General features: G+C 68.6%; 24 protein-coding genes. 16 read left to right on the top strand and 8 right to left on the bottom strand.

Translation table 11 applies throughout. The features are described from left to right. The first annotated feature begins 73 nt into the window (after positions 1–73). The gene (glsA, locus tag ACGFIF_RS23960; protein WP_393157380.1) at positions 74–1,501 is read left to right on the top strand and encodes a glutaminase A; all 1,428 of its coding nucleotides are present in this window, start codon (positions 74–76) and stop codon (positions 1,499–1,501) included. 51 nt (positions 1,502–1,552) lie between these two features. Here the strand turns inward: glsA and glmS are convergent, their stop codons facing one another. Continuing rightward, positions 1,553–3,373: a glutamine--fructose-6-phosphate transaminase (isomerizing) gene (gene glmS, locus ACGFIF_RS23955; protein ID WP_393157378.1), complete on the bottom strand. Its 1,821-nt coding sequence runs from the start codon at positions 3,371–3,373 to the stop codon at positions 1,553–1,555. Positions 3,374–3,444: 71 nt separating this feature from the next. Further along, positions 3,445–3,723, bottom strand: a complete 279-nt coding sequence (locus ACGFIF_RS23950; RefSeq protein WP_132213826.1) for a hypothetical protein — start codon at positions 3,721–3,723, stop codon at positions 3,445–3,447. 263 nt (positions 3,724–3,986) lie between these two features. Between ACGFIF_RS23950 and ACGFIF_RS23945 the strand changes: the two genes are divergently transcribed. Beyond that, entirely contained in the window at positions 3,987–5,867 is a 1,881-nt protein-coding gene (locus ACGFIF_RS23945; RefSeq protein WP_393157377.1) for a M4 family metallopeptidase, read from the top strand. Here the strand turns inward: ACGFIF_RS23945 and nucS are convergent, their stop codons facing one another. Next, positions 5,868–6,533, bottom strand: coding sequence for an endonuclease NucS (gene nucS / locus ACGFIF_RS23940; protein ID WP_393157376.1), 666 nt, complete (start codon positions 6,531–6,533; stop codon positions 5,868–5,870). Positions 6,534–6,606: 73 nt separating this feature from the next. Between nucS and ACGFIF_RS23935 the strand changes: the two genes are divergently transcribed. The 5 genes from ACGFIF_RS23935 (at position 6,607) to ACGFIF_RS23915 (ending at position 11,149) form a co-directional block, all read left to right on the top strand. Beyond that, complete coding sequence (locus tag ACGFIF_RS23935) at positions 6,607–6,930, top strand: hypothetical protein (protein ID WP_393157374.1); 324 nt, start codon at positions 6,607–6,609, stop codon at positions 6,928–6,930. Beyond that, the gene (locus ACGFIF_RS23930; protein ID WP_393157373.1) at positions 6,927–7,808 is read left to right on the top strand and encodes a class I SAM-dependent methyltransferase; all 882 of its coding nucleotides are present in this window, start codon (positions 6,927–6,929) and stop codon (positions 7,806–7,808) included. The genes ACGFIF_RS23935 and ACGFIF_RS23930 overlap by 4 nt, the downstream gene beginning before the upstream one ends. Then, positions 7,808–8,257 carry an NUDIX domain-containing protein gene (locus ACGFIF_RS23925; RefSeq protein WP_393157665.1) on the top strand — a complete coding sequence of 150 codons (450 nt, stop codon included), beginning with the start codon at positions 7,808–7,810 and terminating at the stop codon, positions 8,255–8,257. Before ACGFIF_RS23930 ends, ACGFIF_RS23925 begins: the two co-directional genes overlap by 1 nt. Before the next feature lie 64 nt (positions 8,258–8,321). Then, the gene (locus ACGFIF_RS23920; RefSeq protein ID WP_393157372.1) at positions 8,322–10,100 is read left to right on the top strand and encodes a 3-hydroxyacyl-CoA dehydrogenase family protein; all 1,779 of its coding nucleotides are present in this window, start codon (positions 8,322–8,324) and stop codon (positions 10,098–10,100) included. Positions 10,101–10,147: 47 nt separating this feature from the next. Further along, positions 10,148–11,149 (top strand): hypothetical protein, encoded by a 1,002-nt coding sequence (locus ACGFIF_RS23915; RefSeq protein ID WP_393157370.1) that lies wholly within the window; start codon positions 10,148–10,150, stop codon positions 11,147–11,149. On the opposite strand, the gene ACGFIF_RS23910 is transcribed toward ACGFIF_RS23915, so the two are convergent. Further along, positions 11,128–11,913, bottom strand: a complete 786-nt coding sequence (locus ACGFIF_RS23910; protein ID WP_393157369.1) for a phytanoyl-CoA dioxygenase family protein — start codon at positions 11,911–11,913, stop codon at positions 11,128–11,130. The genes ACGFIF_RS23915 and ACGFIF_RS23910 overlap by 22 nt on opposite strands. A gap of 50 nt (positions 11,914–11,963) precedes the next feature. On the opposite strand from ACGFIF_RS23910, the gene ACGFIF_RS23905 reads away from it, so the two are divergent. Then, positions 11,964–12,764, top strand: a complete 801-nt coding sequence (locus ACGFIF_RS23905) for a helix-turn-helix domain-containing protein (protein ID WP_393157367.1) — start codon at positions 11,964–11,966, stop codon at positions 12,762–12,764. Here the strand turns inward: ACGFIF_RS23905 and ACGFIF_RS23900 are convergent. The 4 genes from ACGFIF_RS23900 to ACGFIF_RS23885 form a co-directional block, all read right to left on the bottom strand. Continuing rightward, positions 12,761–13,528, bottom strand: a complete 768-nt coding sequence (locus ACGFIF_RS23900) for an alpha/beta fold hydrolase (RefSeq protein WP_393157365.1) — start codon at positions 13,526–13,528, stop codon at positions 12,761–12,763. The two genes, ACGFIF_RS23905 and ACGFIF_RS23900, sit on opposite strands and share 4 nt — an antisense overlap. 10 nt (positions 13,529–13,538) lie before the next feature. After that, on the bottom strand, positions 13,539–13,832 hold the full coding sequence (locus ACGFIF_RS23895) for a hypothetical protein (RefSeq protein WP_393157363.1): 294 nt from the start codon (positions 13,830–13,832) through the stop codon (positions 13,539–13,541). Between the two features lie 78 nt (positions 13,833–13,910). Beyond that, the gene (locus ACGFIF_RS23890) at positions 13,911–15,302 is read right to left on the bottom strand and encodes a M28 family metallopeptidase (protein ID WP_393157362.1); all 1,392 of its coding nucleotides are present in this window, start codon (positions 15,300–15,302) and stop codon (positions 13,911–13,913) included. Between the two features lie 143 nt (positions 15,303–15,445). Continuing rightward, entirely contained in the window at positions 15,446–16,510 is a 1,065-nt protein-coding gene (locus ACGFIF_RS23885; RefSeq protein WP_393157361.1) for a fatty acid desaturase family protein, read from the bottom strand. 226 nt (positions 16,511–16,736) lie between these two features. On the opposite strand from ACGFIF_RS23885, the gene ACGFIF_RS23880 reads away from it, so the two are divergent. The 8 genes from ACGFIF_RS23880 (at position 16,737) to ACGFIF_RS23845 (ending at position 24,398) form a co-directional block, all read left to right on the top strand. Continuing rightward, positions 16,737–18,032: a sensor histidine kinase gene (locus ACGFIF_RS23880; protein ID WP_393157360.1), complete on the top strand. Its 1,296-nt coding sequence runs from the start codon at positions 16,737–16,739 to the stop codon at positions 18,030–18,032. Further along, positions 17,984–18,631, top strand: coding sequence for a response regulator (locus tag ACGFIF_RS23875; protein ID WP_393157359.1), 648 nt, complete (start codon positions 17,984–17,986; stop codon positions 18,629–18,631). Before ACGFIF_RS23880 ends, ACGFIF_RS23875 begins: the two co-directional genes overlap by 49 nt. Before the next feature lie 36 nt (positions 18,632–18,667). Beyond that, entirely contained in the window at positions 18,668–19,147 is a 480-nt protein-coding gene (locus ACGFIF_RS23870; protein WP_393157357.1) for a VOC family protein, read from the top strand. Between the two features lie 126 nt (positions 19,148–19,273). Continuing rightward, positions 19,274–20,359, top strand: coding sequence for an exo-beta-N-acetylmuramidase NamZ domain-containing protein (locus tag ACGFIF_RS23865; RefSeq protein WP_393157356.1), 1,086 nt, complete (start codon positions 19,274–19,276; stop codon positions 20,357–20,359). Beyond that, the gene (locus tag ACGFIF_RS23860) at positions 20,359–21,324 is read left to right on the top strand and encodes a GNAT family N-acetyltransferase (RefSeq protein ID WP_393157354.1); all 966 of its coding nucleotides are present in this window, start codon (positions 20,359–20,361) and stop codon (positions 21,322–21,324) included. The genes ACGFIF_RS23865 and ACGFIF_RS23860 overlap by 1 nt, the downstream gene beginning before the upstream one ends. A gap of 1 nt (position 21,325) precedes the next feature. After that, positions 21,326–22,600: an extracellular solute-binding protein gene (locus ACGFIF_RS23855; RefSeq protein WP_393157352.1), complete on the top strand. Its 1,275-nt coding sequence runs from the start codon at positions 21,326–21,328 to the stop codon at positions 22,598–22,600. Then, positions 22,597–23,532 (top strand): carbohydrate ABC transporter permease, encoded by a 936-nt coding sequence (locus ACGFIF_RS23850; protein WP_393157351.1) that lies wholly within the window; start codon positions 22,597–22,599, stop codon positions 23,530–23,532. The genes ACGFIF_RS23855 and ACGFIF_RS23850 overlap by 4 nt, the downstream gene beginning before the upstream one ends. After that, the gene (locus tag ACGFIF_RS23845; protein WP_393157350.1) at positions 23,529–24,398 is read left to right on the top strand and encodes a carbohydrate ABC transporter permease; all 870 of its coding nucleotides are present in this window, start codon (positions 23,529–23,531) and stop codon (positions 24,396–24,398) included. Before ACGFIF_RS23850 ends, ACGFIF_RS23845 begins: the two co-directional genes overlap by 4 nt. The last annotated feature ends 8 nt before the right edge of the window (positions 24,399–24,406 follow it).

Raw genomic sequence — 24,406 nt, 5'->3', positions numbered from 1 at the left:
CGCCCGACAGCGTCGTCGCGTGCGCGACCGCTCGTCATCTGGGGCTGTGCTGCTGGGAGAGGGGAAATCAGCGATGGATGTGTCGGAGTTGGCCCACCGCCGGCTGTTCGATGCGCTCGACAAGGATCGGGACGGTCAGATCTGGGCCTGGGAGCTGCTCAGCCCGCTGGGACGCGCCGGGATCCAGCCGGGCGACCTGCGGGTCCGGGCGGCGCTGGCCGGACTGCGCGATCCCGACGGCCGGCCGCTGGGGATCGACAGCCAGCCGGTGCGGATCGACTACCAGCAGTTCACTCAGATCGCGGCACACAGCGACGGCTTGGTCCAGCGGGCGCTGGAGGGAAAGCTGGCGGTGTCGCCGTCGGAGTTCATGGATCTCGCCCGGGGAATCGAGCGGATCCACGCCGAGCTGCTGGACGATCGCCGCGGCGGGGTCGCCGACTACATCCCGACGCTGCGCGACGCCGACCCGGAGAAGTTCGGTATCGCGATCTGTACGGCCGACGGCCAGACGTTCTCGATCGGTGACGCCGATCTCGAGTTCAGCGTGCAGTCGACGTCGAAACCGTTCAGCTACGCGATGGCGCTGGAGGAGCTCGGCCCGGCGGAGGTGCACGAGTGGGTCGGCCAGGAGCAGAGCGGTGGGACCTTCAACGATCGCACCCTGTCCCTGAACGCGGCCGGCAAGCCACAGAACCCGATGATCAACGCCGGGGCGATCGGGACGCTCGCGCTGGTCGACTCCGGCAGCGAGGTGTCCGACCGGTTCGCCACGGTCCAGCGGACGTGGACCACGATGATGGGCCGACCGCCGGGCTACGACAACGCGACGTTCCTGGCCGAGCGGGACACCGGGCACGGGAACCGTGGGCTCGCCAGCCAGATGGCCAACGCGGGGAAGCTGAAGGGTGGCCTGGACGGCCGGGATGCCCCTGCGGACACGGCCGAGTTCTACTTCATGGTCTGCTCGCTCGGAGTCGATGCCCAGCGGTTGGCGGCGGCCGGTGCCACGCTGGCGAACGGTGGCGTCGCGCCGTACAGCGGTGAGCGGGTGTTCTCCCAGGAGACCGCCGGCCGGGTGCTGTCGGTGATGGGGCACAGCGGCATGTACGACGGCTCGGGCCGGTTCGCCGACGACGTCGGGCTGCCGGCCAAGAGCGGTGTCTCGGGCAACGTGCTGATGGTGGTGCCGGAGAAGCGGCTGGCCGTGGTCACGTTCTCGCCCCGGCTGGACGAGGCCGGCAACTCGGTCCGCGGTGTCGAGGTCTGCCGCCGGCTGGTGGGCGAGTTCGGCCTGCACCCGTACAAGGGACTGGGCGTGGAGCGCGGCCGGCAGACCGAGGAGGACCGGAAGGCCGCGACGGCCGAGGCGATCCGGCAGGCCCTCGGTGGAACCGCCGGTGGTGGTCGCGTGAGCGTTCCGCAGAGCGCCGGTGCTCAGGAGGCTGCCAACCCGGCTGCCCGGCGGAGCGGGAAGCAGGCCGGCGGCCAGCAGCTCTGACAAAAGGAACAGCCCCCGCCACGTGGGCGGGGGCTGCGGTGCTGCTGGTGCTTACTCGACGGTGACCGACTTGGCCAGGTTGCGCGGCTTGTCGACATCGTGGCCGAGGGCAACGGCTGCGTAGTACGCGATGATCTGCAGCGGGATGGTCAGCAGGATCGGGTCGAGCTCCGGCTCGTTCTTCGGTACGACGATCTTCGCCGCCACCCCGTCCGGCACGTCCACGCCCGGGTGCGTCACGACGTACAGCGGACCGGAGCGGGCGCCGATCTCGTGCAGCGCGCCGATGTTGCGGTCGAGCAGCTCGTCGTCCGGCACGATCGCGACACTCGGCACGTCCGGCGAGATCAGCGCCAGTGGGCCGTGCTTCAGCTCCGAGGTCTGGTACGCCTCGGCGTGCCGGTAGGAGATCTCCTTCAGCTTCTGCGCACCCTCGCGGGCGACCGGGTAGCCCCGGGTTCGGCCGACGAAGAACAGGCTCTCGTGCTGCGCGAGCCGGCCGGCGATCTTGGCCAGCTCCTCCTCCTGGGCGACGATCTCGGCGATGTGCCCGGGGATCTTCTTCAGGCCCTCGATCAGCCGGCGGCCGTCGGCGGGGGAGACGTCGCGGATCCGGCCGAGGTGGATGCCGAGCATCGCGAACGCGACGGCCATGTTGGTCAGCGCCTTGGTCGAGGCGACCGAGACCTCCGGGCCGGCGTGCAGGTAGACACCGCCGTCCACCTCACGGGCGATGCTGGAGCCGACCGCGTTGACCAGGCCGATCACCCGGCCGCCCTTGCGCTTCAGCTCCTGGACCGCGACCAGTGTGTCCAGCGTCTCGCCGGACTGGCTGACCGCGATGTAGAGGGTGTCGCGCTCGACCACCGGGTTGCGGTAGCGGAACTCCGAGGCCGGCTCGGCGTCGGCGGGGATCCGGGCCACCTCCTCGATGAACTGCGCGCCCATCTGGCCGGCGTAGTACGCCGAACCGCAGCCGAGGATCTTGACCCGCTTGATCTCCCGGGCCTCCCGCGCGTCCATGTTCAGGCCGCCCAGGTGGACGGTGTGGAAACGCTCGTCCAGACGGCCGCGGATGGCCCGGCCGACGGCGTCCGGCTGCTCGTGGATCTCCTTCATCATGAAGTGCTCGTGCAGGCCGCGCTCGTACTCGTCGGCCTCCCACTCGACCGTCTTGGCGGTCTTGGTGGTGGCCCGGGCGTCCTGGGTGAAGGTGCGGTAGCCGTCGGCGCGGACGGTGGCCAGCTCGCCGTCGTCCAGGTAGACGACCTGACGGGTGTAGCGGATCAGCGCGGCCGCGTCGGAGGCGACGTGCATCTCGCCGTCGCCGATGCCGAGGATCAGCGGGCTGCCGTTACGGGCGACCACGATCCGGTCCGGGAAGTCCAGGTCGATCACGGCGATGCCGTAGGTGCCCTCGATCCGGCGCAGGCTGGCCAGCACCTTGTCCTCGAGCGTGTCACCCTCGGCCTGCTCGATCAGGTGCGCGAGGACCTCGGTGTCGGTGTCGGAGCGCAGCTTGACGCCGGCTTCCTCCAGCTGGGCGCGCAGCGCGCCCGCGTTGTCGAAGATGCCGTTGTGCACGACGGCGATCCGCTCGTTGCCGCTCACGTGCGGGTGCGCGTTGTCCTTGCTCGGGCCGCCGTGGGTCGCCCACCGGGTGTGACCGATACCGAGCTTCCCGCCGAACCGCTTGGGCAGCGACGCCTCCAGCTCGCGGACCCGGCCGGCGTCCTTGTGCACCTTCAGCTCACTCGACCCCAGTACGGCGACACCGGCCGAGTCGTAGCCGCGGTACTCCAGCCGCGCCAGTCCGTCCACCAGGATGGGCGCGGCCGGCTTGGTGCCGACGTACCCGACGATTCCGCACATGTGTTCATGCCTTTCGGAGGTTGTCGTGGGAAGGCCCGCCGCTCGGCGGTGCCGCAGTGTGTCTGTCCCCGTCAGCCGTAGACGATCCGTCGGAGCTGCCGGGCGGAGAGTTCGGGTGAGCGGACCGGCCAGTGCCGGAGCTCGGTGCCGAGCCGGGCGAAGATCTCGTCGTTGCGGGCACCGTAGGTCTGCAGCTCACGGTGCCGGCGCCGGACGTATTCCTCGGTGGTCTCGGTGAAGTAGGCCAGGACGTCGGCGACCACCCGGCGCGCGTCGTCCGGGGGAAGGCCGGTGGTCCGGCTGATCTGTTCGGCGAGTTCGTCCACCGGACCCGCCGTCGCCTCACTGATCACTCGTCAACTGTGCAGTGTTTGAGGGTCTAACGCCAAGGTCTTGCCCGAAATCGGGCAAATTTCCCTGTTTCTACAACAGGAGACCAGACCACTACCGGGCGTGGACCTTACTCCTGCCACCCAACCGATGCGAAATCGACGCGCCAGGTCTTGCCGGTCATCGGACCCGGGCGTACGACTGGCCTTGAAGCGCGGGGCGACCCTCGGGGCTGGGATTCGGCCGACCCGTCGACCATCCGCTCGACCGGGAGGTCCCCGTCATGCACCGATCCACCCTCGTGGCCGTACTCGCGGCCCTCGCACTGGTCACCGCCGGCGGCGCCACCGCGACCGCCGGTCAGGCGGCCACCACACCACTCCGGGGCGGGTCGATCGCCCTGTCCGGAGCGGATGCCCGCGCCTTCGCCGTACCGCCGGGGATGGTGAAGCTCTGGACGGCCGACCGGGCCGGCGGCGGTACCCAGACCCGCTACCAGCAGGTGGTCGGCGCCGCCCGCGTTCTCGGCGGCCAGCTGACCGTGCTCACCGACAAGGCCGGCAAGACCACCGCCGTGATCGGCGCGTACTTCCCCGGCCTGAAGGCCAAGAACAGTGCCTCCGTCTCGGCCACGACCGCCCGCGGGATCGCGGCCAAGCGGGTCGGTGCCGACGGCAAGTGGTCGTCCTCGCTGCGGATCGATCCCAGGGACGGACGGCTCTTCCACCAGATCGAGAGCCGGCGAGCCGATCAGCGTTGGGTCCAATGGGTCGACGCCACCTCCGGTGCGGTCAAGAAGCAGTACGACGCGGTCGCGCACGGCGACGGCACCGGCGTGAAGGGCGACCCCAAGCAGTTCTCCACCATCCGGATCGGCAGCACCTTCTTCCTGCGGTCGCAGAACGGGCGCCAGGAGACGTACGACGCCGGCAACAAGCAGGTGCAGCCCGGCGTGATCATGACCGACAGCGACGACCACTGGAACTTCAACAAGCCGAAGTTCCTGTCGCCCAGCCAGGCGCCGGGTGTCGACGCGCACTACTACTCGGACGTCGTCGACGACTTCTACCTCGGCGTGTTCGGGCGCAACAGTCTTGACGACGAGGGCATGCCGCTGATCTCGACGGTCCACTTCGCGAACCGCTACTGCAACGCGTTCTGGAACGGCGAGCAGATGACGTACGGCGACGGCGACGGAACCAGCTGCCTGCCGTTGTCCGGCGGCCTGGACGTGGTCGGGCACGAGCTCACCCACGGCGTCACCGAGTTCACCTCGAACCTGATCTACGAGAACCAGTCCGGGGCCCTGAACGAGGCGTTCAGCGACATGATGGGCAACACGATCGAGTTCTACGCGGCCCAGAACCGCCGGGACCCGGCCGGGACGCCGGACTGGCTGATCGGCGAGGACGTCATCAAGGTGCCGGACCTCGCACCGGGCTTCCGGAACATGGGCGATCCGCAGGAGGACGCCGATCCGGACCACTTCAGCGAGTTCATCGTGACCACCGCGGACAACGGTGGTGTGCACTCCAACAGTGGCATCCCGAACCACGCCTACTACCTGGCCGTCAACGGCGGCAAGAACGCCGGCTGTGGTGGGAGCCTGAGCACTCACACCCACACCGCGGACTGCAACGTGACCGTGCCGGCGCTCGGGCTAGCCAAGGCGGCGCAGATCTTCTACGACGGCTTCACCAGCCTGCCGGAGTTCGCGAACTTCTGCGACGCCCGCAACGCGACGGTCGCCGCCGCTGCGCCAGGGCCCGACCGGACCGCAACCAGTGCCACGTGGGCCGCGGTAGGTGTCCACTCCGGTTGTACGCCGGCCACCCCGCCGCCACCGCCGTGTGTCAGCGATCCGGATGCCAGCATCCCGTTCGGGTCACCGCACCCGTACGGCAACAACGGCGACTGCACCTGGACCTATGACAACGGGACCGGCGGATTCGCGTTCCACTTCAGCCTGCTCGACACCGAGAAGGACTTCGACTACGTCATCGTGTACGACGGAGCCGGAAACGAACTGGCCCGCTACACAGGCACCGACAAGAACGGTGCGACGTCGCCCTGCATCTCGACCCCAACCGGCGTGGTCCGCCTGCTGACCGACGGATCCGTCACCGCGCAGGGCTTCACCGTGGATGCGGTGGTCGCCTGCTGATCAGAAGAGACGGAGGACGTCGGACTCCATGCCGCGGAGGGCGTCGTAGTCGACGGTCAGGCACTCCAGGCCTCGGTCGGTGGCGAGGACCTTGGCCTGGGGCTTGATCAGCTGAGCGGCGAAGATGCCGCGGACCGGGGCCAGCAGCGGGTCGCGGTTGAGGAGTTCGACGTACCGGGTCAGCTGCTCCACGCCGTCGATCTCGCCGCGGCGCTTGATCTCGACCGCGACGTGTCTGCCGTCGGCGTCGCGGCAGAGCAGGTCGACCGGCCCGATCGCGGTCGGGTACTCGCGCCGTACCAGGGTCCAGCCCTCGCCGAAGGTGTGGACGTGCTCGGCCAGCAGCTCCTGCAGGTGCGCCTCGACGCCGTCCTTGATCAGCCCGGGGTCGGTGCCGAGCTCGTACGCGGTGTCGCTGTGCACCTCCTCGAGGGTGATCCGGAGCTCCTCGCCGGCCTTGTTGGTGACGCTCCAGACACCGGCGTCGGCGTCCTCGGTCAGCTTGCACGGCGGCGACATCCAGTTGAGCGGCTTGTAGGAGCCGCCGTCGGCGTGGATCAGCACGGAACCGTCCGCCTTCACCATCAGCAACCGCGGTGCCATCGGCAGATGAGCCGTCAGCCGGCCGGAGTAGTCCACAGAACAGGTAGCAATCACCAAGCGCACGAGAAAGCACCGTAGTCCACAACGGGCCGATGACCTATGCCGCCTGGCCGTCGGGAGTGGCAGGCTGGTGGGCATGATGCCGAAGGTCAGCGAACAGGCGGTCGCCGAGTACGACGCGGTTGCGGCCGGACTGGTGTCGTCCGGCGTGGTCCGGGGCAGCATGTTCGGCATGCCCTGCCTCAAGATCGGCAAGAAGGTGCTCGCCGGGATGTACGGCGACGCGATGACGTTCAAGCTCCCGCCCGAGCCCCGGGAGAAGGCGCTCGCGCTGCCCGGTGTCGAGCCGTTCGACCCCGGGATGGGCCGGCCGATGAAGGAGTGGGTCCTGATCCCGCTGAGCCAGTCCGCGGTCTGGCCGGACTATGCCGCCGAGGCGCTGGAGTACGTGCGCGGATGAACCTCATGTGCCCCGCGCGGATCCTGTTGTTGCCTGGTGACGTGGTGGAGCCGGCGGTCGAGGAGCGGATCGCGCAGGTGTACGCGGGGCCGTTCGAGGCGGCGGCCGGGGCGCGGTTGGCGGAGCGGCTCGGTGTGCGGCTGACCGTCGTACCGGAGCTGGTACGGCGTCCCGACGACGAGTTGCAGGCGATCGCGGACCTGCATCGGGGCGAGACGGTGGTCGTGCTCGGGGTGGATCTCGGGCTGCGGATACCGGCGATCGTCGAGCACAACGGTGACGGGTGGACGCGGGTGCCGAGCGACAACGAGGTGACGCTGGCGGCGTACGAGCAGGCCGCCGAGCAGTTTCGGGAGTCGATTCCCACCGAGCCCAACACGCTGCTGATCGATCTGCTCGACGAGGCGATCGGGCCCGGCGCACGCGTGCTCGAGCTCGGCAGCGGGACCGGCCGCGACGCGATCGAGCTGGAGCGGCGAGGTTTCGTCGTACGGCGGACCGACGCGACGCAGGCCTTCCTCGACATGATGCGCGCCGACGGGTACGACGCCGATCGGCTGAACGCGATCACCGACGACTTCGGCGGCCCGTACGACGCCGTGTTCGCCGACGCGGTGTTCCTGCACTTCGACCGGGCGCAGCTGACCGCGATCCTGCGCAAGGCGGTGCGGGCCGCGCCGGTGCTCGCCTTCACCACGCGCGAGGGCAAGGGCGAGGAGTGGTCCAACCGGAACCTCGACCTGCCGCGGCATTTCGTCATGTGGCAGGAGGAGCCGTTGCGTGAGCTGCTCACCGCCACCGGCTGGAAAGTGGAGCGTTTCGACCGCGGTGAGACGAGGATCGGATTCTGGTTCCACGTGCTGGCGAGCCGCGCGTGATGCGGGCCGGGATCGTGCTGCTGACCACTGACGGCATCGCCGCGATCGAGCGGGTCCGGGGCGGGATGACCTACCACACCTTGCCCGGCGGCCAGGTCGAGGACGGCGAGAGCCCGGCGGAGGCCGCCCGGCGGGAGGCGTTCGAAGAACTGGGTGTGCTGGTGAAGATCCGGGGGCTGGTGGCGGTGGTGCATTTCGGGCTGCGGACCCAGCAGTACTTCCTGGCCGAGTCCATCGGCGGTGCCTTCGGGACCGGGGACGGACCGGAGATGACGAGTTCCGCGGAGTCGGAGCTGGGGAGTTATCGGGCCGTCTGGCTGCCCGTCGCCGAGCTCGCCGGGTGCGATCTGAAGCCGAAACCGATCGCGGCCGCGCTGAGCCAGGCGCCGGATCCGGACTGGCTGCTCGACGGCTGGCTGGAGTCGCCGGTGGTGTTCGAGGAGGTGTGAGGTTGGCCTCCCGGGTGACTCAGCTCATGGGCGGACCAGTAGTGGGACTGGCATAGTTCGGCCCATGGCTCGGGATTTGAAGACGGTGGGTGTGGTCGGTCTCGGCACGATGGGCGCCGGGATCGCCGAGGTGTTCGCGCGCAACGGGTTGACCGTGGTCGGCGTCGAGCGGGACGAGGCGGCGGCCGAGCGTGGCCGCGGGCACATCCAGCACTCGACCGACCGGGCGGTGAAGCGCGGGAAGCTGTCGGTCGAGGAGCAGCAGGCGCTGTTCGACCGGGTCACCTTCGCCACGTCGATGGACGCCCTGGCCGACTGTGACCTGGTGGTCGAGGCGGTGATCGAGCGGCTCGAGCTGAAGCGGGAGATCTTCGCCGCGCTCGACAAGGTCGTCCGCGAGGACGCGATCCTGGCCACCAACACCTCGTCGTTGTCGGTCACCGAGATCTCGGTTGCCACCCAGCGCCCGCGCCGCGTCGTCGGCATGCACTTCTTCAACCCGGCGCCGGTGCAGGAGTTCGTCGAGGTGATCAAGACCGTCGTCACCGAGCCGGACGTGATCGAGGACGTCCAGCAGCTCGCCCGCCGGCTGGACAAGGTCCCGGTGGTCGCGGCCGACCGGGCCGGGTTCATCGCCAACGCGCTGCTGTTCGGCTACCTGAACCACGCGGTCTCGATGGTGGAGTCGCGCTACGCCACCCGTGAGGACGTCGACGCGGCGATGCGGCTCGGCTGCGGCTACCCGATGGGCCCGCTCGCGCTGCTCGATCTGATCGGCCTCGACACGGCGTACGAGATCCTCGACACGATGTACAAGCAGGGCCGCAACCGGCTGCACGCACCGGCCCCGATCCTCAAGCAGATGGTCACCGCCGGCCTGCTCGGCCGCAAGACCGGCCGCGGTTTCTACACCTACGAGGCGCCGGACTCCCCGGTCGTCGTGGACGACGAGCTCACCCCGAAGCCGAACGGCAAGGACACCCCGGTCCGCCCGGTGCGCCAGGTCGGCGTGGTTGGTTCCGGGACGATGGCGGTCGGCATCATCGAGGTCTGCGCCAAGGCCGGGTACGACGTGCTCTACGTTGCCCGCGGCACCGAGAAGGTGGACCAGGTCCAGGCCGCCCTGGAGCGCTCGCTGGAGAAGGGCGTGCAGCGCGGCAAGCTGTCGTCGGAGGAGCGCGACGCGGCGCTGCGCCGGATCACCGGTACGGCGAAACTCGACGACCTGGCCACGGTCGACCTGGTAGTCGAGGCCGTGGTCGAGGAACTGAGCGTCAAGCAGGCCCTGTTCGAGACGTTCGACGAGATCTGCAAGCCGGGCGCGATCCTGGCCACGACCACCTCCTCGCTGCCGGTGATCGACCTGGCGATGGCGACCAAGCGGCCGAGTGACGTGGTCGGTCTGCACTTCTTCAACCCCGCTCCGGTGATGAAGCTGGTCGAGATCGTGAGCACTGTGAGCACGTCCGCTGACGTGGCCGACACGGTCGCGGCGCTGGCCGTTGCCGCTGGCAAGCACCCGGTGCGGTGCGGTGACCGGGCCGGTTTCATCGTCAACGCGCTGCTGTTCCCGTACCTGAACGACGCGGTCCGGATGCTTGAGGCGCACTACTCGAATGTCGACGACATCGACGCCGCGATGAAGCTCGGCTGCCGCCTCCCGATGGGCCCGTTCGAGCTCCTCGACGTGGTCGGCCTGGACGTCTCGCTGGCCATCCAGCGGACCCTCTACCTGGAGTTCCGCGAGCCCGGTTTCGCCCCTGCCCCGCTCCTCGAGCACCTGGTCACCGCCGGCTACCTCGGCCGCAAGACCGGCCGCGGCTTCCGGGACTACACCAGCTGAACCCGGCCCCGTGGGAGCTTGGGTTGCCGGCGGCCTAGGCTCGGCGTGTGAAGAGACCTACGCCGCAAGCGATGAAGTTGCGGGCCGATGCCGACGGTCAGTGGGTACGGCGCTGGACCGGTGACGACTGGTTCGCCGAGGCCGATGGCTGGGTGCGAGCGCAGTTGGCCGCCGCGGGGACCGCGGTCTCGGCGGCCCCGGTGCCGTACAAGATCCGCTTCTGGGCAGCTGTCTGGTGCTATCCGACCGACCACGGGCTGTTCTGGTTCAAGGAGAACAATCCCGGCCAGGCGTTCGAGGCCGCGTTGGTGGGAGCGATGGCGCAGGCGCTGCCGCAGCACGTCGTCGCGCCGCTCGCGATCGACCCGGAGCGCGGCTGGTTCCTGACCGCCGACCAGGGGCCGACGCTCGGCGATCAGGAGGGCACCGACTGGCGTCGGCTCGTCATCGAGTACGCCGGTCTCCAGCGCGACACCGTTCCGGTCGGGGACGCGTTGCTCGGCAGCGGTCTGACCTCACTGGCGCCGTCCCACCTGTCCGGGGCGCTGCATCACGTCGCCGGCTGGTTCACGGGTCTCTCGGACGACCATCCAGTCCGCCCCGGTCCGGAAACGCTTGCCGGCGTCCGACGTGCCGCCGACGCCGTGTCCGAGGTGGAGAGGTTGCTGCCGGGCGTCGTACCGATGGCGCTTGATCAGAACGACCTGCATGCGCGGAACGTCTTCAGGCCCGATCCGGCCGGTCCGTTCCGGTTCTTCGACTTCGGTGACGCGGTCTGGGGGCATCCGTTCGCGACGCTGGCCAGTGTGCGTGAGGACGTCGACGAGGCGGTCGTGACGGCGTACCTGGAGGAGTGGTCGGACCTGGCGCCGCTCGACGTACTCCGCAAGGAGCTGGAGATCGCCGAGCCCCTGCACGTCGTCCATCGGATGGTGTCCTGGCACCGACTGCTGGAGCACGCGGACGAGATCGAGTGCGCAGCCTGGGTCGAACACATCGAGCACTGGCTGCGTGAGCTCGTCCGGGCTTACGGCTCCGCCTTGGCGTAGTCGCCGCACGGTCCGCCGCCGATGGCCTCGGACAGCGTGGTCGAGCGGCGGTCGGGGCGCACCAGTGGGTTGTAGAAGGCCGCGATCTCGGTGCTGGCCTCGGGGATGTAGTGGAAGATCAGCGAACGACGGAAGCGGTCGGCCGACGTGTTCGGGCGCGAGCCGTGGACGACGCTGCCGTGGAAGAACAGGACGTCGCCGGCCTTCATCCGGGTCTGGACCCTGGCCAGTCCATCGGGCACCGGGACCTCGGCGTTGGTGAAGGACTCGGTCAGGTCGGCGGGCTCGGGACAGACGAGCTCAGTTGTGTGCGAGCCGGGGACGACCGCGAGACCGCCGTTCTCGGCGTCGACGTCGTCGACCGCGATCCAGGCGGCCAGGCAGGTCTCGGGATCGGCGCGCAGGAACGTGTTGTCCTGGTGCAGCGCCTGCCCACGTGCACCCGGCGGCTTGAAGTAGAACATCGACTGAGCGCCCAGCGCGGGCCCGATCAGCGCGGTGACGACATCGAGGATCCGGCTGTCCAGCATGAGCTCGAGCGAGAGCTGGCCAGCCTCGACATCGGTGCGGCGATGCGGGTGCACGAACCGTGGGAAGCGGGCGAGCGGGTCGTCGTCCGGTACGCCGTCGTCGATCGCCAGCGAGTGGTCGGCGGCGACCTGGTCCATGAAAACAGACCTGACCCGCTCGATCTCGGCGTCCTCGAGGAGCTGCGGGACCTGGACGATCCCGTCACGGCGATAGATCTCTGCCAATGAACTCATACCGAAAGTGTGGGTCGGCGGCACTGGGAGAGTGGATACCCTATCGAGCTGTGAACCTTCGAGATCCTGCTACACCCGACTCGCCGACGCCAGTGGTCCGGCGGCTGCTCACCGGTGAGTTCGACGAAGGACCGGAGTACGAGACCTATCGCCGCCGCGGTACGACGGACTGGTTGCTGGCGCAGACCCTGGACGGCGGCGGGAGGTTCGGAGCCGTCGACGCCGATCCCGGCACGATCACCCTCGTCCGGCCCGGAACGCTCCACGATTACGGCACCAGGGGTGAGCGCTGGCACTTCCTGTACGCGCACTTCCATCCGAAGCCGGACTGGTCACCGCTGCTCGACTGGCCGGAAGTTGCCCCCGGCATCCTTCAGCTGAACCCGGCCGGCCCGGCCGCAGAGCGGATCGCCGGTCACTTGCGCGACGCCGTCCGGCATCAACGCAGCGTCCTCCCGCAGGGCGAGCAGCTGAGCGCGAACGCTCTCGAAGCCGCGCTCCTGTGGTGCGACACCCAGAACCCCAAGGCGGTCCGGATCGACGACCGGCTGCTGCGCGTGATCGAACTGATCGACCAGGACCTCAAGGCCAGACTCGACCTGCCCAAGCTGGCCCGCGCGGTCAACCTGTCGGTGTCTCGGTTCGCCCACCTGTTCCGCGAGCAGCTCGGCGTCAGCCCGCAGCAGTTCGTCGAACGCCGTCGCCTCGACGCGGCGTGCCGCCTCCTCGAGCTCACCACCCGCCCGATCGCCTCAGTCGCCGCCGAGGTCGGCTATCCCGACCCGCTCTACTTCTCCACCCGCTTCCGCCACCACACCGGCGTCAGCCCCACGTCGTACCGCCGCGGTTAGGGGAGGAAGGGCGTCAGTACGGCGAGGAAGTCGTCGAGGCGTTCGGCGTGGACCCAGTGGCCGGCCTCGGGGACTTCGGCGTACTGGACCTGGGGGAAGTACGACGCGATCGCGGCGCGGTGATCCTGCTGCACATAGTCGGACTTGCCGCCGTAGATGAAGAGGGTCGGGCCGGCATAACTCAGTCCTTCGGCCTCTGAGGGCCAGCCCGAGATCGCCGGGAGGGCCGCCTCGATCACCGGGAGGTTGGGACGCCAGCGGGCGCCGGACTCATCGAGGATCAGGTTCTGCAGGAGGAAGGCGCGGGTGCCGGGAGACTGGACCGCCTCGGCCAGTTGGGCGTCCACGTCGGCGCGACGCTGGACCGACGACAAGTCGGCGGTGCGCATCGCCTGCGCGTACTCGACGAAGGCCGGGGGATAGGCCACCGGTGCGGCGTCGACCACGATCAGCCGCTCGACGACCTCGGGGTACCGGAGTGCCGTGAGCATCGCGGTCTTGCCGCCCATCGAGTGACCGACCAACGCGACCGGCCCGACCCCTAGCGAGTCGATCGTCTCGCGGACGTCGTCGGCCATCTCCGGGTAGCTCATCGTGTCGGTGTGTGGCGACGTGCCGTGGTTGCGCAGATCGAAGGCGAAGACACGATGGTCGCCGGACAGTCGCCGGGCCGCGGTCATCCAGTTCCGTCCGGAGCCGAACAGACCGTGCATGACTACGACCGGCGTACCACTTTCGCCGTACGACGTGACCGGGAGCTTCATCTACTACCTCTCACCGACGGCGCTGCCAGCAGGCGGAGTGCCAGTGGCGTCGCTCGTCGAGGGACTGGGCGCCGCCGATCGCGGCGAGCAGGCTGGGGTTCTCCGGCCAGACCACGACGTGCGGCGTGGCGGGCGGGATCAGCTGGTCGCACCCGGGGCAGCGGTAGGCCTTGCTCGACGCGGAACCGGACACACGGCGGACGATCCACTCGCCGTCGGACCGCACCTCCCGCTCCTGGGCACCACCGACCAGCGGCCGCTCACTGACGGGCCGCTGCCACTTGGACGGTCTCCGGCGCGACATAGCGCCTCAAGGCTAGCTGTATGCGCCAGCTCACCCCGGGGTGGACCACCGTACGGCGGCCCACCCCTCAGGCAGTCGTCAGCTGCGGGCGACGGCGTACGCCGCGGTGCCGATCAGCTCCATCGAGACCTGGAGGCGCTCCAGGCTGACGTTCTTCGCGATGGTGTCCTCGGGCGAGTGGTACGGCGGCTCGAGGAAGGCCGGCGAGATCTCGCCCCGCCAGGAGAAGTTGGCCGACGCGATGCCGACCTCCTGGAAGGACTGGTGGTCCGACGCGCCGCGTTGGACCGGGCCGACCATCTGCGGGTCGTACCCGAGCCGCAGACCGGCCGCCCGGACCGCGTCCGTCGCCGTGTTCGCCAGGCCGGTGAACGACAGCAGCCAGTAGGTGATGGCCGGGTCCCAGCTGGTCGCGACCATGTCGTTCTGAAACACGGCCGCATGCCGGTCCCGCTGGTCCTGAGCCAACTGAGCCACGTGGTACCGCGACCCGATCAGACCCTGCTCCTCCGAACCCCACAACGCGAACCGCAACGTCGCGTTGGTCGGGATCCGGCTGAACACCCGGGCCAGCTCCATCGTCAGCACGGTGCCGGAGCCGTCGTCGTTCGCACCCGGTGCACCGATGACCGAGTCGTAGTGGCCGCTGACCACCACGATCGGCGAGTTCGGGCCACCCTTGCCGCGCCGCTCGCCGATCACGTTGTTCGAGATCAGTCCACGGTGTGCCGTGGTGCTGATCCGCAGCGGCAGCGAGTTCACCACCGCGAGCGCCTCCCGGATCAGCCGCTTCTGCACCTGGGCCACCCCGATCACCGGGATCGGCGCGGCGGTGAGACCGGCGGGTGCGAACGCGGACGCCCGGCGCGGGAACACCAGGTCGGCCGGCAACAGGATGACTCCGACAGCACCTCGCGCCGCGGCCTCCGCGACCAAGGCCGGGCGCGCGGCTGCGGTGTCGTCGGCGATGACGATCGAACCGGCGACGTCAGCCGGCCAGACCGGAGCAGTCGCGGGGCCGACGTCCCGGACCGGACCTTCGACGGTGACGTCCAGCTTGCCGCCAGGAGCGGCACCCGCCTGCCAGCACAGGTCGTTCGGCAGGATGTTGCGAACGTCGTCGATCTGGGCGGTGAACTTGTCCGCGACCGGGAACGGCTCCAGCTTGGTGTTGTAGCCGTACTTGTCGAGCTGGCCGGCGATGTAGTCGGCCGCCCGCTTCTCACTCTGAGTGCCGCCGATCCGTGGTCCGATGTGCTCGGACAGCACTTGCAGGTGGCGCAGCGCCTTCTCCGAGGACAGGCCGGACACGATCTGCCGGTCGTACCTGTCGAGTTTCGGCTGGTTCACCGCGCCGGGCCGCTGGTCGTCCGCGGCCCAGGCAGGAGCGGCGGGCAGGGCCGAGGCTGCGGTGACTCCGGCGACGGCGCCGAGCAGGCCGCGACGACTCAAGCCGGATCTTTCGGTCATGCAGGTCTCCTCACAAGGTGGGCGGCCCCGAGTGCTGAGACCGTAACCGATCCATCACCCGGGGCGCCGCACTTCGTGAAGTTTTTCCTGAGCAGGTAGGGGAATCCCGCAGTTGGTCCGGCCCGACGTCCGCCGGACCAGAACTACTGCTGTGCGGCGCGAAGCTCGCTGCCGACCTCGTGCATGTGGCGCAGCCCCATCCGGTACGACTCGGCCAGGGTGGTGCTCACGTACGGCATGCCGATGCGTTCGCAGTACTGCCGGACGATCGGCTGGGCGAACCGCAGGTTGGCCCGCGGCATGCTCGGGAAGAGGTGGTGCTCGATCTGGTAGTTCAGGCCGCCCATCATCCAGTCGGTGACCAGGCCGCCGTTCACGTTGCGTGAGGTGAGCACCTGCTTCTCCAGGTGACCCCACTGGGTGTCGGCGTCCGGCATCTCCATGCCCTTGTGGTTCGGCGCGAACACGCTGCCCAGGTGCAGGCCGAAGAACATGTGGTGGATCAGGGCGAACAGGACCGCCTGGCCCGGCGCCATGATCAGGAAGAGCGCGCCGAAGTACAGCACCAGGTGGGCGGCGATCAGGCCGAGCTCCAGCCGGGCCTCGCGGCGCGGGCGGCCGAGCAGACTGTGTTGCCGTCGAAGGAAGAGGACGCTGGAGACCTTGAGGTTGAACCCCTCGAGGGTGAGCAGCGGGAAGAAGATGCGGGCCTGGTTACGGCTCAGCCAGCCGTGCAGGCCGGTCCGGCCCTCGGCCTGCTCGAGCGTCCAGACCAGGACGCCCTCGCCGACATCGGGGTCCTTGTCGGTGTGGTTCGGGTTGGCGTGGTGCCGGTTGTGCTTGTCGTTCCACCAGCCGTAGCTCATCCCGAGCAGCAGGTTGCCGTGCACCAGGCCGACCGCGTCGTGCAGCTTGCGGGAGCCGCCGATCTGCTGGTGGCCGGCGTCGTGGCCGAAGAACGCGGCCCGGGTGGTGAGGACGCCGAGCGGGATCGCCAGCAGCAGCACCCACCACGAACTGCCCAGGATCGCGACCCCGGCCCAGGTCGCGGCCATCAGGGCGACGTTGATCCCGATCGCCATCGCGTAGGCCGCCGTCCGCCGCTCCAGCAGCCCGGCTGCCTTGATCTCGCGGAGGAGGGGTGCGAAGTCGCTGCCCTTGGTGGCAGGGCGCGTGGCAATAGGGGGTGATACCGATGGCTGAGCCATTCAGGTCCTCGTCTCAGAGCGGTGAAGGCCTAGGCGTACAGCCACGGCCAGCGTACGTCATCAAGCCTCATCGCACTAACAGCCGAAGACATGAGTGCTATTACCCGAACTCGATGGGGAGACAGTGCCCCGGCGACAGTGGACCTAACACCACTGAGACCGGACTCACCCTCGGTCATGATGGAGGGGCTGGGCCGCAACAGGCCCTGGAAACGGGAGATCACGCATGACCACCATCGCCATCCAGGCGCCGCCGATGCGCTACCCCAAGCTGGCGCAGCCGTGGATCGCGCTGTTCCTGGCGATCCTGGCCGAGATCGGCATCGCCTTCTTCGTCCTCAACGTGGTGGCCGTCCCGCTGATCGCGGTCTGGGTCGGCATTCCGATGCTGCTGGTGTTCGTCCCGGCCACCCGCTGGTTCGCGAACTGCCACCGGACCATGCTGGCCGGCTTCACCGGTGAGGCGATCCCGCGCCCGTACAAGAAGCCGCCGATGCCCGGCATCCTGATGTGGCTGCGGACCACGCTGACCGACCCGGCCACCTGGCGCGACATCGTCTGGCTGATCGTGAACGCGACCATCGGGTTCACCCTGAACCTGCTGTCCGCCGTCCTCTTCCTGGCCGGCCTGTTCTACCTGGTCTACCCGCTGCTGGTCGGCGTCACCCCGGAAGGCGTGTTCACCGAGCCGTTCGGCGGGCTCGTCACGGTCAACTTCTGGACCAGCTTCCTCGTGGTCCCGGTCGCGCTGATTGCGTTCATGATCTGGCAGGCGGCCGGCGAGCGGCTGCTGAAGGCGAACGCGTTCATGGCCCGCTCGCTGCTCGGCCCGACCGAGAGTGCCAAGCTGGCGCTGCGGGTCCGCGAGCTGGCCGAATCCCGCGCCGAGACCGTCGACACCCAGGCGGCCGAGCTGCGCCGGATCGAGCGCGACCTGCACGACGGCGCCCAGGCCCGGCTGGCCGCGCTGAGCATGAACCTGGGTATGGCCGAGGAGATGGTGAACCGCGACCCGGCGCAGGCAGCGGCCCTGCTGACCGAGGCCCGCGAGTCGGCCAGTACGGCGCTGTCCGAGCTGCGCGACCTGGTCCGCGGGATCCACCCGCCGGTGCTCGCCGACCGTGGGCTGGAGGGTGCGGTGAAGGCCCTCGCGCTGTCCTGCCCCTTCAAGGTCGACGTCACCTTCGACGTCCCCGGGCGGCCGGCCGCGCCGGTCGAGTCGGCGGCGTACTTCGCGGTGGCCGAGGCGCTCGCGAACGCGGTCAAGTACTCGGCCGCGACGAACGCCTGGATCCAGATCACCCACGAGCAGGAGAAACTGCACATCCTGGTCGGTGACGACGGCGTGGGAGGTGCGGTGATCCGGCCCGGTGGCGGTCTGTACGGTATCGAGCGGCGGCTGGCCGCCTTCGACGGTACGTTGACCGTGGTCAGCCCGAGCGCCGGGCCGACCACCGTGATCATGGAGCTGCCTTGCGAGTCCTCATCGCTGAAGACCACGCCCTCCTCCGGGACGGCCTGATCCGCCTGCTCGAGGCGCACGACTTCGAGGTCGTCGAGGCAGTCGACAACGGCCCCCGGCTGGTGCCCGCCCTGGTGGAGCACCAGCCGGATGTGGCCGTGGTCGACGTACGCCTGCCACCCACGTTCACCGACGAGGGCCTGAAGGCCGCGATCGAGGCCCGCCGTCAGGTCCCCGGTCTGCCGATCCTGGTGCTGTCGCAGTACGTCGAGCAGCTCTACGCGCGGGAGCTGCTGACCGGAGGCGGCGGCGCGGTCGGCTACCTGCTGAAGGACCGGGTCTCGAACGTCGCCGACTTCCTGGATTCGGTCCGGCGAGTCGCCGCCGGCGGGACCGCGATGGACCCGGACGTGATCGGCCAGCTGCTGGCCCGCAACACCCGGGACGAGCCGATCGGCCGGCTCACCCCGCGGGAGGCCGAGGTCCTTGGGCTGATGGCCGAAGGCCGCTCGAACGCCGCGATCGCGAGCGCCCTCTTCGTCACCGAGAAGGCGGTCAGCAAGCACACCAACAACATCTTCGCCAAACTCGACCTGCCACCGTCGGAGGACGACAACCGCCGGGTGATGGCTGTTCTGACCTATCTGTCGTCCCGCTGATCCCTTACCTTGCGAAAGCAAGGGGAAGGGGGAGTCATGCCGAACTTTGGGGGAATCGACCATCTGAGCCTGTCGGTCACCGATCTGGACCGGAGCGAGCGCTTCTACACCGAGGTGCTCGGGCTGATGCCGTTGTTCGACTTCGGGATCGCGCGGACGTTCATCGACCGGCCGAGCGGGTTCATTCTGAGCCTGATCCGGCATGAGGCGGGGACGGCGGCGCCGTTCACCGAGCTCACCACCGGGCTCGACCACATCGGGCTGACCGCGGCCAGCCGGGACGAGCTGGTCGAGTGGGAGCGCCGGTTCGACGCGTTCGGGGTGACCTACACACCGATCCGGGACATGGAGTTCGCGTCCCACCTGAACTTCCGCGACCCGGACAACATCGCGCTCGAGTTCAGCGTGTCGAACGAGGTGATGGCCGGCTGGCTCGAGGAGCTGAAGACCCGCGAGTTCACCCAGGAGGAGATCAAAGCCCGGGTCGCGGAGTACTTCGCGACACTCCACACCTGACGGTCCGCCGCTGTGCGCGGTGTGTCCGGGTAAACGTTTGTCAGTAATCTATTGACCTCTGCCTGAAGGCCTCGGTAAGTTTTCTACCCAGTTCCTGCATGATCCACGATCTGGGTGGTGGTGGCGATGGCAGTCCGGACCGGCGCGGAGCGTCTGGCCGGCGAGCCGGGGCTGGTGGACGACGGGCGCCTCGGACTGATCACGAACTTCACCGGCGTCCTGCCGGACCTGCGTCCGACCTCCGTCGCCCTGCTGGACGCCGGCCTTCGGTTGACAGCTCTGTTCGGCCCGGAGCACGGTCTGCGCGGCACGGCTCAGGCCGGTGCGAGCGAGGCCGAGGGGATCGATCCCGACACCGGGCTGCCGGTGTTCGACACCTACGGCCGCCAAGAGCTGGACGAATTGTTCGCCGATGTGGATGTGCTGCTGTTCGACATCCAGGACATCGGGACGCGGTTCTACACCTACATCTGGACGATGTACGACTGCCTCCAGGCGGCCGCGCGGCTCGGTAAGCGCTTCGTCGTCCTCGACCGGCCGAACCCGCTCGGCGGTCTGCGGGTCGAAGGGCCACTGCTGCAGCCGGGCTTCGAGAGTTTCGTCGGGCGCGCGCCGATCCCGGTGCGACACGGCCTGACCGTCGGCGAGCTCGCGCTCCAGCTGGGCGCGGCCGAGGTGATCGCGATGGAGGGCTGGACCCGCGACTCGTGGGGGACCGGTGGAGTGTGGGTGCCGCCGTCGCCGAACATGCCGACCCTCGACACCGCGCTCGTCTATCCCGGCACCGGACTCTTCGAAGGCACCAATCTCAGTGAGGGCCGCGGCACCACCCGTCCCTTCGAGACCATCGGGGCACCGTTCCTCGACGACCGGTTCGTCCCGGCGCTGCGCGATTTCGAGCTGCCTGGCGTCGTCTTCCGCCGTACCTGGTTCGAACCGGTCTTCAGCAAGTACGCCGGACAGGCGGTGCCCGGTGTCCAGCTGCACGTCGTGGACCGGACGACGTACGAGCCGGTGCGGACCGCGCTGGAGATGCTCCACGTGCTGCGGCAGTTGTATCCGGACGACTTCGGCCTGCTGCCGTCCCTCGACAAGCTGTGGGGCTCGGATTCGTTGCGCAAGGCACTCGAAGCCGGTGACGACCCGCTCACGCTGTTGCCCGAGGCAACACTCGACTGGGCCGGGCCACTGCTCTACGAAAGGACCGCGTGATGATCCGATCCTTCGAAGTCGGCGACGGACCGGCTCTCGCCGAGGCCTGGACCGCGGCGGCGCCGGCGGATCCGATCGGCTACCAGCGCTTCCGCGACCTGTTCCTGCTCGACCGGAACTTCGACTCGGCCGGCCTCAAGGTCGCCGTAGACGGTCATCAGGTGGTCGGCGCGGCGTACGCAGTACGACGTCTGGTCGCGGCGGCCGGTGACGATCTCGAACCGTCGGCCGGGTGGATCCCGTTCTTCTTCGTGCATCCGGACCATCGTGGTCGCGGACTCGGCCGCTCGTTGCTGACCGCGGCGCTGGACTGGCTCCGCGCTCTCGGGCGGACCGAGGTGTTCTTCTCGTCGTACACGCCGAACTACTTCCTGCCCGGACTCGATGTCGCTCGCTCCCCGGATGCTGCCCGGTTGCTGTCGGCGCTCGGCTTCGAGCGGCAGTACGACGCGGTCGCGATGGACCGGAGTCTGGTCGGGTACGAGATCCCGGCGGAGGTCCGGGAGCAGATCCACGGGCTGGCGGCCGACGGCTACAGCTTCGGGACGCCGACCGGGGACGAGCTGACCGCGCTGATCGCGATCGCGGGCTCGGAGTTCAACCCGGACTGGGCGCGGGTGATCCGTGAGGCTGTCGTCGCCGGGCTGCCGCTGGAGCGGATCGTCCTGGCGCGCGACCCCGCCGGCGGCGTGCTCGGCTGGGCGATGCACGGGACGTACGAGGGCGTGATCGATCGGTTCGGCCCGTTCGGCGTACTGCCGGCTTCTCGTGGCACCGGCCTCGGCAAGGTGCTGCTGCATCTGACGCTGGAGCGGATGGCCGGGCTCGGCGCGCACAGCGCGTGGTTCCTCTGGACCGGCGAGCAGTCCGCGGCCGGGCAGCTCTATCTCAAGACCGGCTTCACCATCACCCGCACGTTCACCATCCTCCGGGCGCCACTGGTCCGGGCTGACGGGAAGGACTGACATGCTGAGGACAGGCGTTCGGCTGGCCGTTGTTCTGGGGCTCTTGGCTACCGGAGCGGCCTGCTCAGGGGGCGAGGGGGCGGGGGACGGCGGCAAGGTTCAGCTCACGCTGCTGAGTCACTACGGTTCCGATCCGGCCAAGGGCGGGCTGGACAAGATGATCGCGCAGTGGAACCAGGAGAATCCCGACATCCAGGTGAAGTCGGAAGTGGTGAAGTTCGACGACCTGCTCACCACGCTGACCGTCCGGCAGACCGGCGGCCGCGGCGCCGACATCGTCAGTGCGTACGGACTCTGGGGCGGTCAGTTGCAGAAGGCCAACGTGCTGGGCAAGGTCCCCGATGACGTTGCCAAGAGCATCAAGACGAGCTACAGCCCGGCCGCACTCGGCGCCGTGACGACCGGTGACACGCTGCTCGGCTACCCGACCGAGCTGAACACCTACGTGCTGTTCTACAACAAGAAGATCCTCGCCGCGGCCGGGGTGACGAAGCCGCCGGCCACCTGGGCCGAGCTGCAGGACGTGGCGTCGAAGGTGGTGAGGCGGGATGCCAAGGGCAACATCCAGGTCGAGGGTCTGAGCCTGATCCAGGACGGTGACAACAAGTCGGTGCATCCGTTCCTGTCGCTGCTCGACTCCGCCGGCGGTAAGTTCCTCGGTCCGGACGGCACCGCGCAGTTCGACAACACCGAGGGTAAGGCGGCTTTGAAGCTGGAGGCCGACCTGGCCGCGGCGAAGGCGACCAACACCTCGGTCTCGCCGACGAAGCAGTTCCGCAGCGGGGGAGTGGCGATGGCGATCCAGGCCGGCTGGTGGGTCGGCAGCCTGAAGACCCAGATGGCGGACAAGTACTCCTCCGATGTCGGCGTGGCACCGATCCCAGGTCCGACGGCCGGGAGCAAGGGGTCGCTGGCCTACGGCTTCTTCATGGGCGTGAACCAGCGCAGCAAGCACGCGGACGAGGCCTGGAAGTTCCTTGCCTGGCTCAACGACCACAAGACCGCCAGCGGTGTCACCGGGATGGGGCAGTACCTGGCCGACATGGGCCTGATTCCGCCGCGGACGGCGGACCTGACGACGTTGAAGAAGTCGCTGGACGACCCGAACCTGGTGCCGATCTACGACGCGGCGTCGTACGCGATGCCGGAACCGAACCAGCCGGGCGCCTATGAGGCGAAGACCGCGCTGCACAACTCGATCATGACTGTGCTTGCCAATGGCAAGAGTCCGGACGAGGCGCTGGCCCAGGCCGCGAAGGCAGTCAAACCGCAATGACGACGGCGGTCCGGGTCGGCGCGCTCCGGGTGCCGGTCGCACGCGCCTCAACCTTTCACCGGGAGGGGCGGGCGGCGTACCTGTTCCTCGCGCCGTCGTTGCTGTTCTTCTGCATCTTCCTGATCCTGCCGTTCATCTTCGCGATCGTGCTGGCCTTCTCCGACTGGGGTGGCTTCGACCTCGGCACGATCGAGTGGGCCGGGGTCCGGAACTTCTCCGAGGTGCTGAGCTTCGACAGCGCGTTCGTCAAGCCGATCCTGGTGAACACGCTGCTGTTCGCCTTCGGGTCGGTGCTGCTGGCGACGGTCGGCTCGGTGCTGGTGGCGCACTGCATCGAGCAGTTGCACTTCCAGGGGTTCTGGCGGGTGCTCTACTTCCTGCCGGTGGTCGCGACCGTGGTGGCGATCGGCAACGTGTGGAAGATGATGTATCAGCCGGCCGGGTTGATCAACGGTGTACTGAACAAGCTCGGCGTCAACAGCATCGGGTTCCTGTCCGATGCGTCGTACGCGCTGCCGTCGGTGACCGTCGTCCACGCCTGGGCCTCGATCGGCGGCGCCGTACTGATCCTGACCGCCGGTCTCAAGGCGATCCCGGACATGTACTACGAGGCCGCCGCGGTCGACGGGGCCACGCCGTGGCGGATGTTCTGGCAGATCACGCTGCCGTTGCTGCGGCCGTCGCTGTTGTTCGTGCTGATCACCCAGTTCATCGGTGGACTGCAGTCGTTCGCGTTGATCATTGTCATGACCGGTGACGGTGGACCCGTCAACGCGACCAATGTCGCCGCCTTCGAGATGTATCAGCAGGCGTTCAAGTTCGGCGCCTGGGGGACGGCGAGCGCGATGGCGATGGTGCTGTTCGTGGTCATCTTCGTAATCACGCTGCTGCAGCTGTGGATCGCCCGGCGGCGTGGGGAGGAGACGTCATGAAGCGGCGCTTCCCGTGGTTCTCCTACCTGGTGGTGATCATCGGCGGGGTGGCGATGGTGATGCCGTTCCTCGACATGGTGATGAGCTCGTTCAAGGGCGCGGGGGAGTACGGCGTGATCCCGTACCAGTTCCTGCCCAAGTCGTTCAGCCTGGACAACTACCGCGACGCCTTCTCCCAGCTGGAGCTCGGCCGGCTGTTCCGCAACAGCGTGATCGTCACCGTCAGCGTGACCGTGAGCGTCCTGGTCACGTCGTCGATGGCCGGCTACGCGCTGGCGAAGTTGCGCTTCCGCGGCCGTGCGGTGATCTTCCGGTTCATCCTGGCCACGATGATGCTGCCGCCGTTCCTGCTGCTGATCCCGGTCTTCCTGATCATGCTCAACTGGCCGCTGGCCGGCGGCAACGACATCCTCGGCCGCGGCGGCGACGGCGGTCTCACCACCAGCCTGCTGGCGCTGATCCTGCCGTTCACGGTCAGCGGGTTCGGCATCTTCCTGATGCGTCAGTTCATGGTCTCGCTACCGGACGAGATGCTCGAGGCGGCCAAGATCGACGGCGCCAACCAGTGGCAGATCTGGCGGCAGATCGTCCTGCCGCAGACCAAGCCGGTCGCGATCACCCTCGGCCTGATCACGTTCATCGGGATGTGGAACGAGTACATCTGGACCCTGCTGATCTCGTCCTCCGACCCGTCCCTGCAGACCCTGCCGGTCGGCATCCAGCTGCTGCAGAGCTTCCTCGATCCCGACCGCACGATGCCCATCGTGATGGCCGGCCTGGTCGTCAGCACGCTGCCCGTGCTGGTCGTGTTCCTGCTGTTCCAGAAGTACTACGTGCGAGGCGTCGTACTGAGTGGCCTGAAGTGAGGAGTTGC

It is taken from the genome of Kribbella sp. NPDC049174 (genome assembly GCF_043197365.1).
GTDB lineage: Bacteria > Actinomycetota > Actinomycetes > Propionibacteriales > Kribbellaceae > Kribbella.
Note: the sequence above shows the minus strand (reverse complement) of the source record. Positions and strands in the feature narration are given on the sequence as shown.

Coding starts and splice junctions, on each gene's coding strand:
- ACGFIF_RS23885 (WP_393157361.1), bottom strand. CDS start 16,510: ATGGCTCAGCCATCGGTATCACCCCCTATTGCCACGCGCCCTGCCACC.
- ACGFIF_RS23895 (WP_393157363.1), bottom strand. CDS start 13,832: ATGTCGCGCCGGAGACCGTCCAAGTGGCAGCGGCCCGTCAGTGAGCGG.
- ACGFIF_RS23845 (WP_393157350.1), top strand. CDS start 23,529: ATGAAGCGGCGCTTCCCGTGGTTCTCCTACCTGGTGGTGATCATCGGC.
- ACGFIF_RS23900 (WP_393157365.1), bottom strand. CDS start 13,528: ATGAAGCTCCCGGTCACGTCGTACGGCGAAAGTGGTACGCCGGTCGTA.
- ACGFIF_RS23880 (WP_393157360.1), top strand. CDS start 16,737: ATGACCACCATCGCCATCCAGGCGCCGCCGATGCGCTACCCCAAGCTG.
- ACGFIF_RS23945 (WP_393157377.1), top strand. CDS start 3,987: ATGCACCGATCCACCCTCGTGGCCGTACTCGCGGCCCTCGCACTGGTC.
- ACGFIF_RS23925 (WP_393157665.1), top strand. CDS start 7,808: ATGCGGGCCGGGATCGTGCTGCTGACCACTGACGGCATCGCCGCGATC.
- ACGFIF_RS23935 (WP_393157374.1), top strand. CDS start 6,607: ATGATGCCGAAGGTCAGCGAACAGGCGGTCGCCGAGTACGACGCGGTT.
- glsA (WP_393157380.1), top strand. CDS start 74: ATGGATGTGTCGGAGTTGGCCCACCGCCGGCTGTTCGATGCGCTCGAC.
- ACGFIF_RS23870 (WP_393157357.1), top strand. CDS start 18,668: ATGCCGAACTTTGGGGGAATCGACCATCTGAGCCTGTCGGTCACCGAT.
- ACGFIF_RS23850 (WP_393157351.1), top strand. CDS start 22,597: ATGACGACGGCGGTCCGGGTCGGCGCGCTCCGGGTGCCGGTCGCACGC.
- ACGFIF_RS23930 (WP_393157373.1), top strand. CDS start 6,927: ATGAACCTCATGTGCCCCGCGCGGATCCTGTTGTTGCCTGGTGACGTG.
- ACGFIF_RS23920 (WP_393157372.1), top strand. CDS start 8,322: ATGGCTCGGGATTTGAAGACGGTGGGTGTGGTCGGTCTCGGCACGATG.
- ACGFIF_RS23890 (WP_393157362.1), bottom strand. CDS start 15,302: ATGACCGAAAGATCCGGCTTGAGTCGTCGCGGCCTGCTCGGCGCCGTC.
- ACGFIF_RS23855 (WP_393157352.1), top strand. CDS start 21,326: ATGCTGAGGACAGGCGTTCGGCTGGCCGTTGTTCTGGGGCTCTTGGCT.
- glmS (WP_393157378.1), bottom strand. CDS start 3,373: ATGTGCGGAATCGTCGGGTACGTCGGCACCAAGCCGGCCGCGCCCATC.
- ACGFIF_RS23860 (WP_393157354.1), top strand. CDS start 20,359: ATGATCCGATCCTTCGAAGTCGGCGACGGACCGGCTCTCGCCGAGGCC.
- ACGFIF_RS23865 (WP_393157356.1), top strand. CDS start 19,274: ATGGCAGTCCGGACCGGCGCGGAGCGTCTGGCCGGCGAGCCGGGGCTG.
- ACGFIF_RS23910 (WP_393157369.1), bottom strand. CDS start 11,913: ATGAGTTCATTGGCAGAGATCTATCGCCGTGACGGGATCGTCCAGGTC.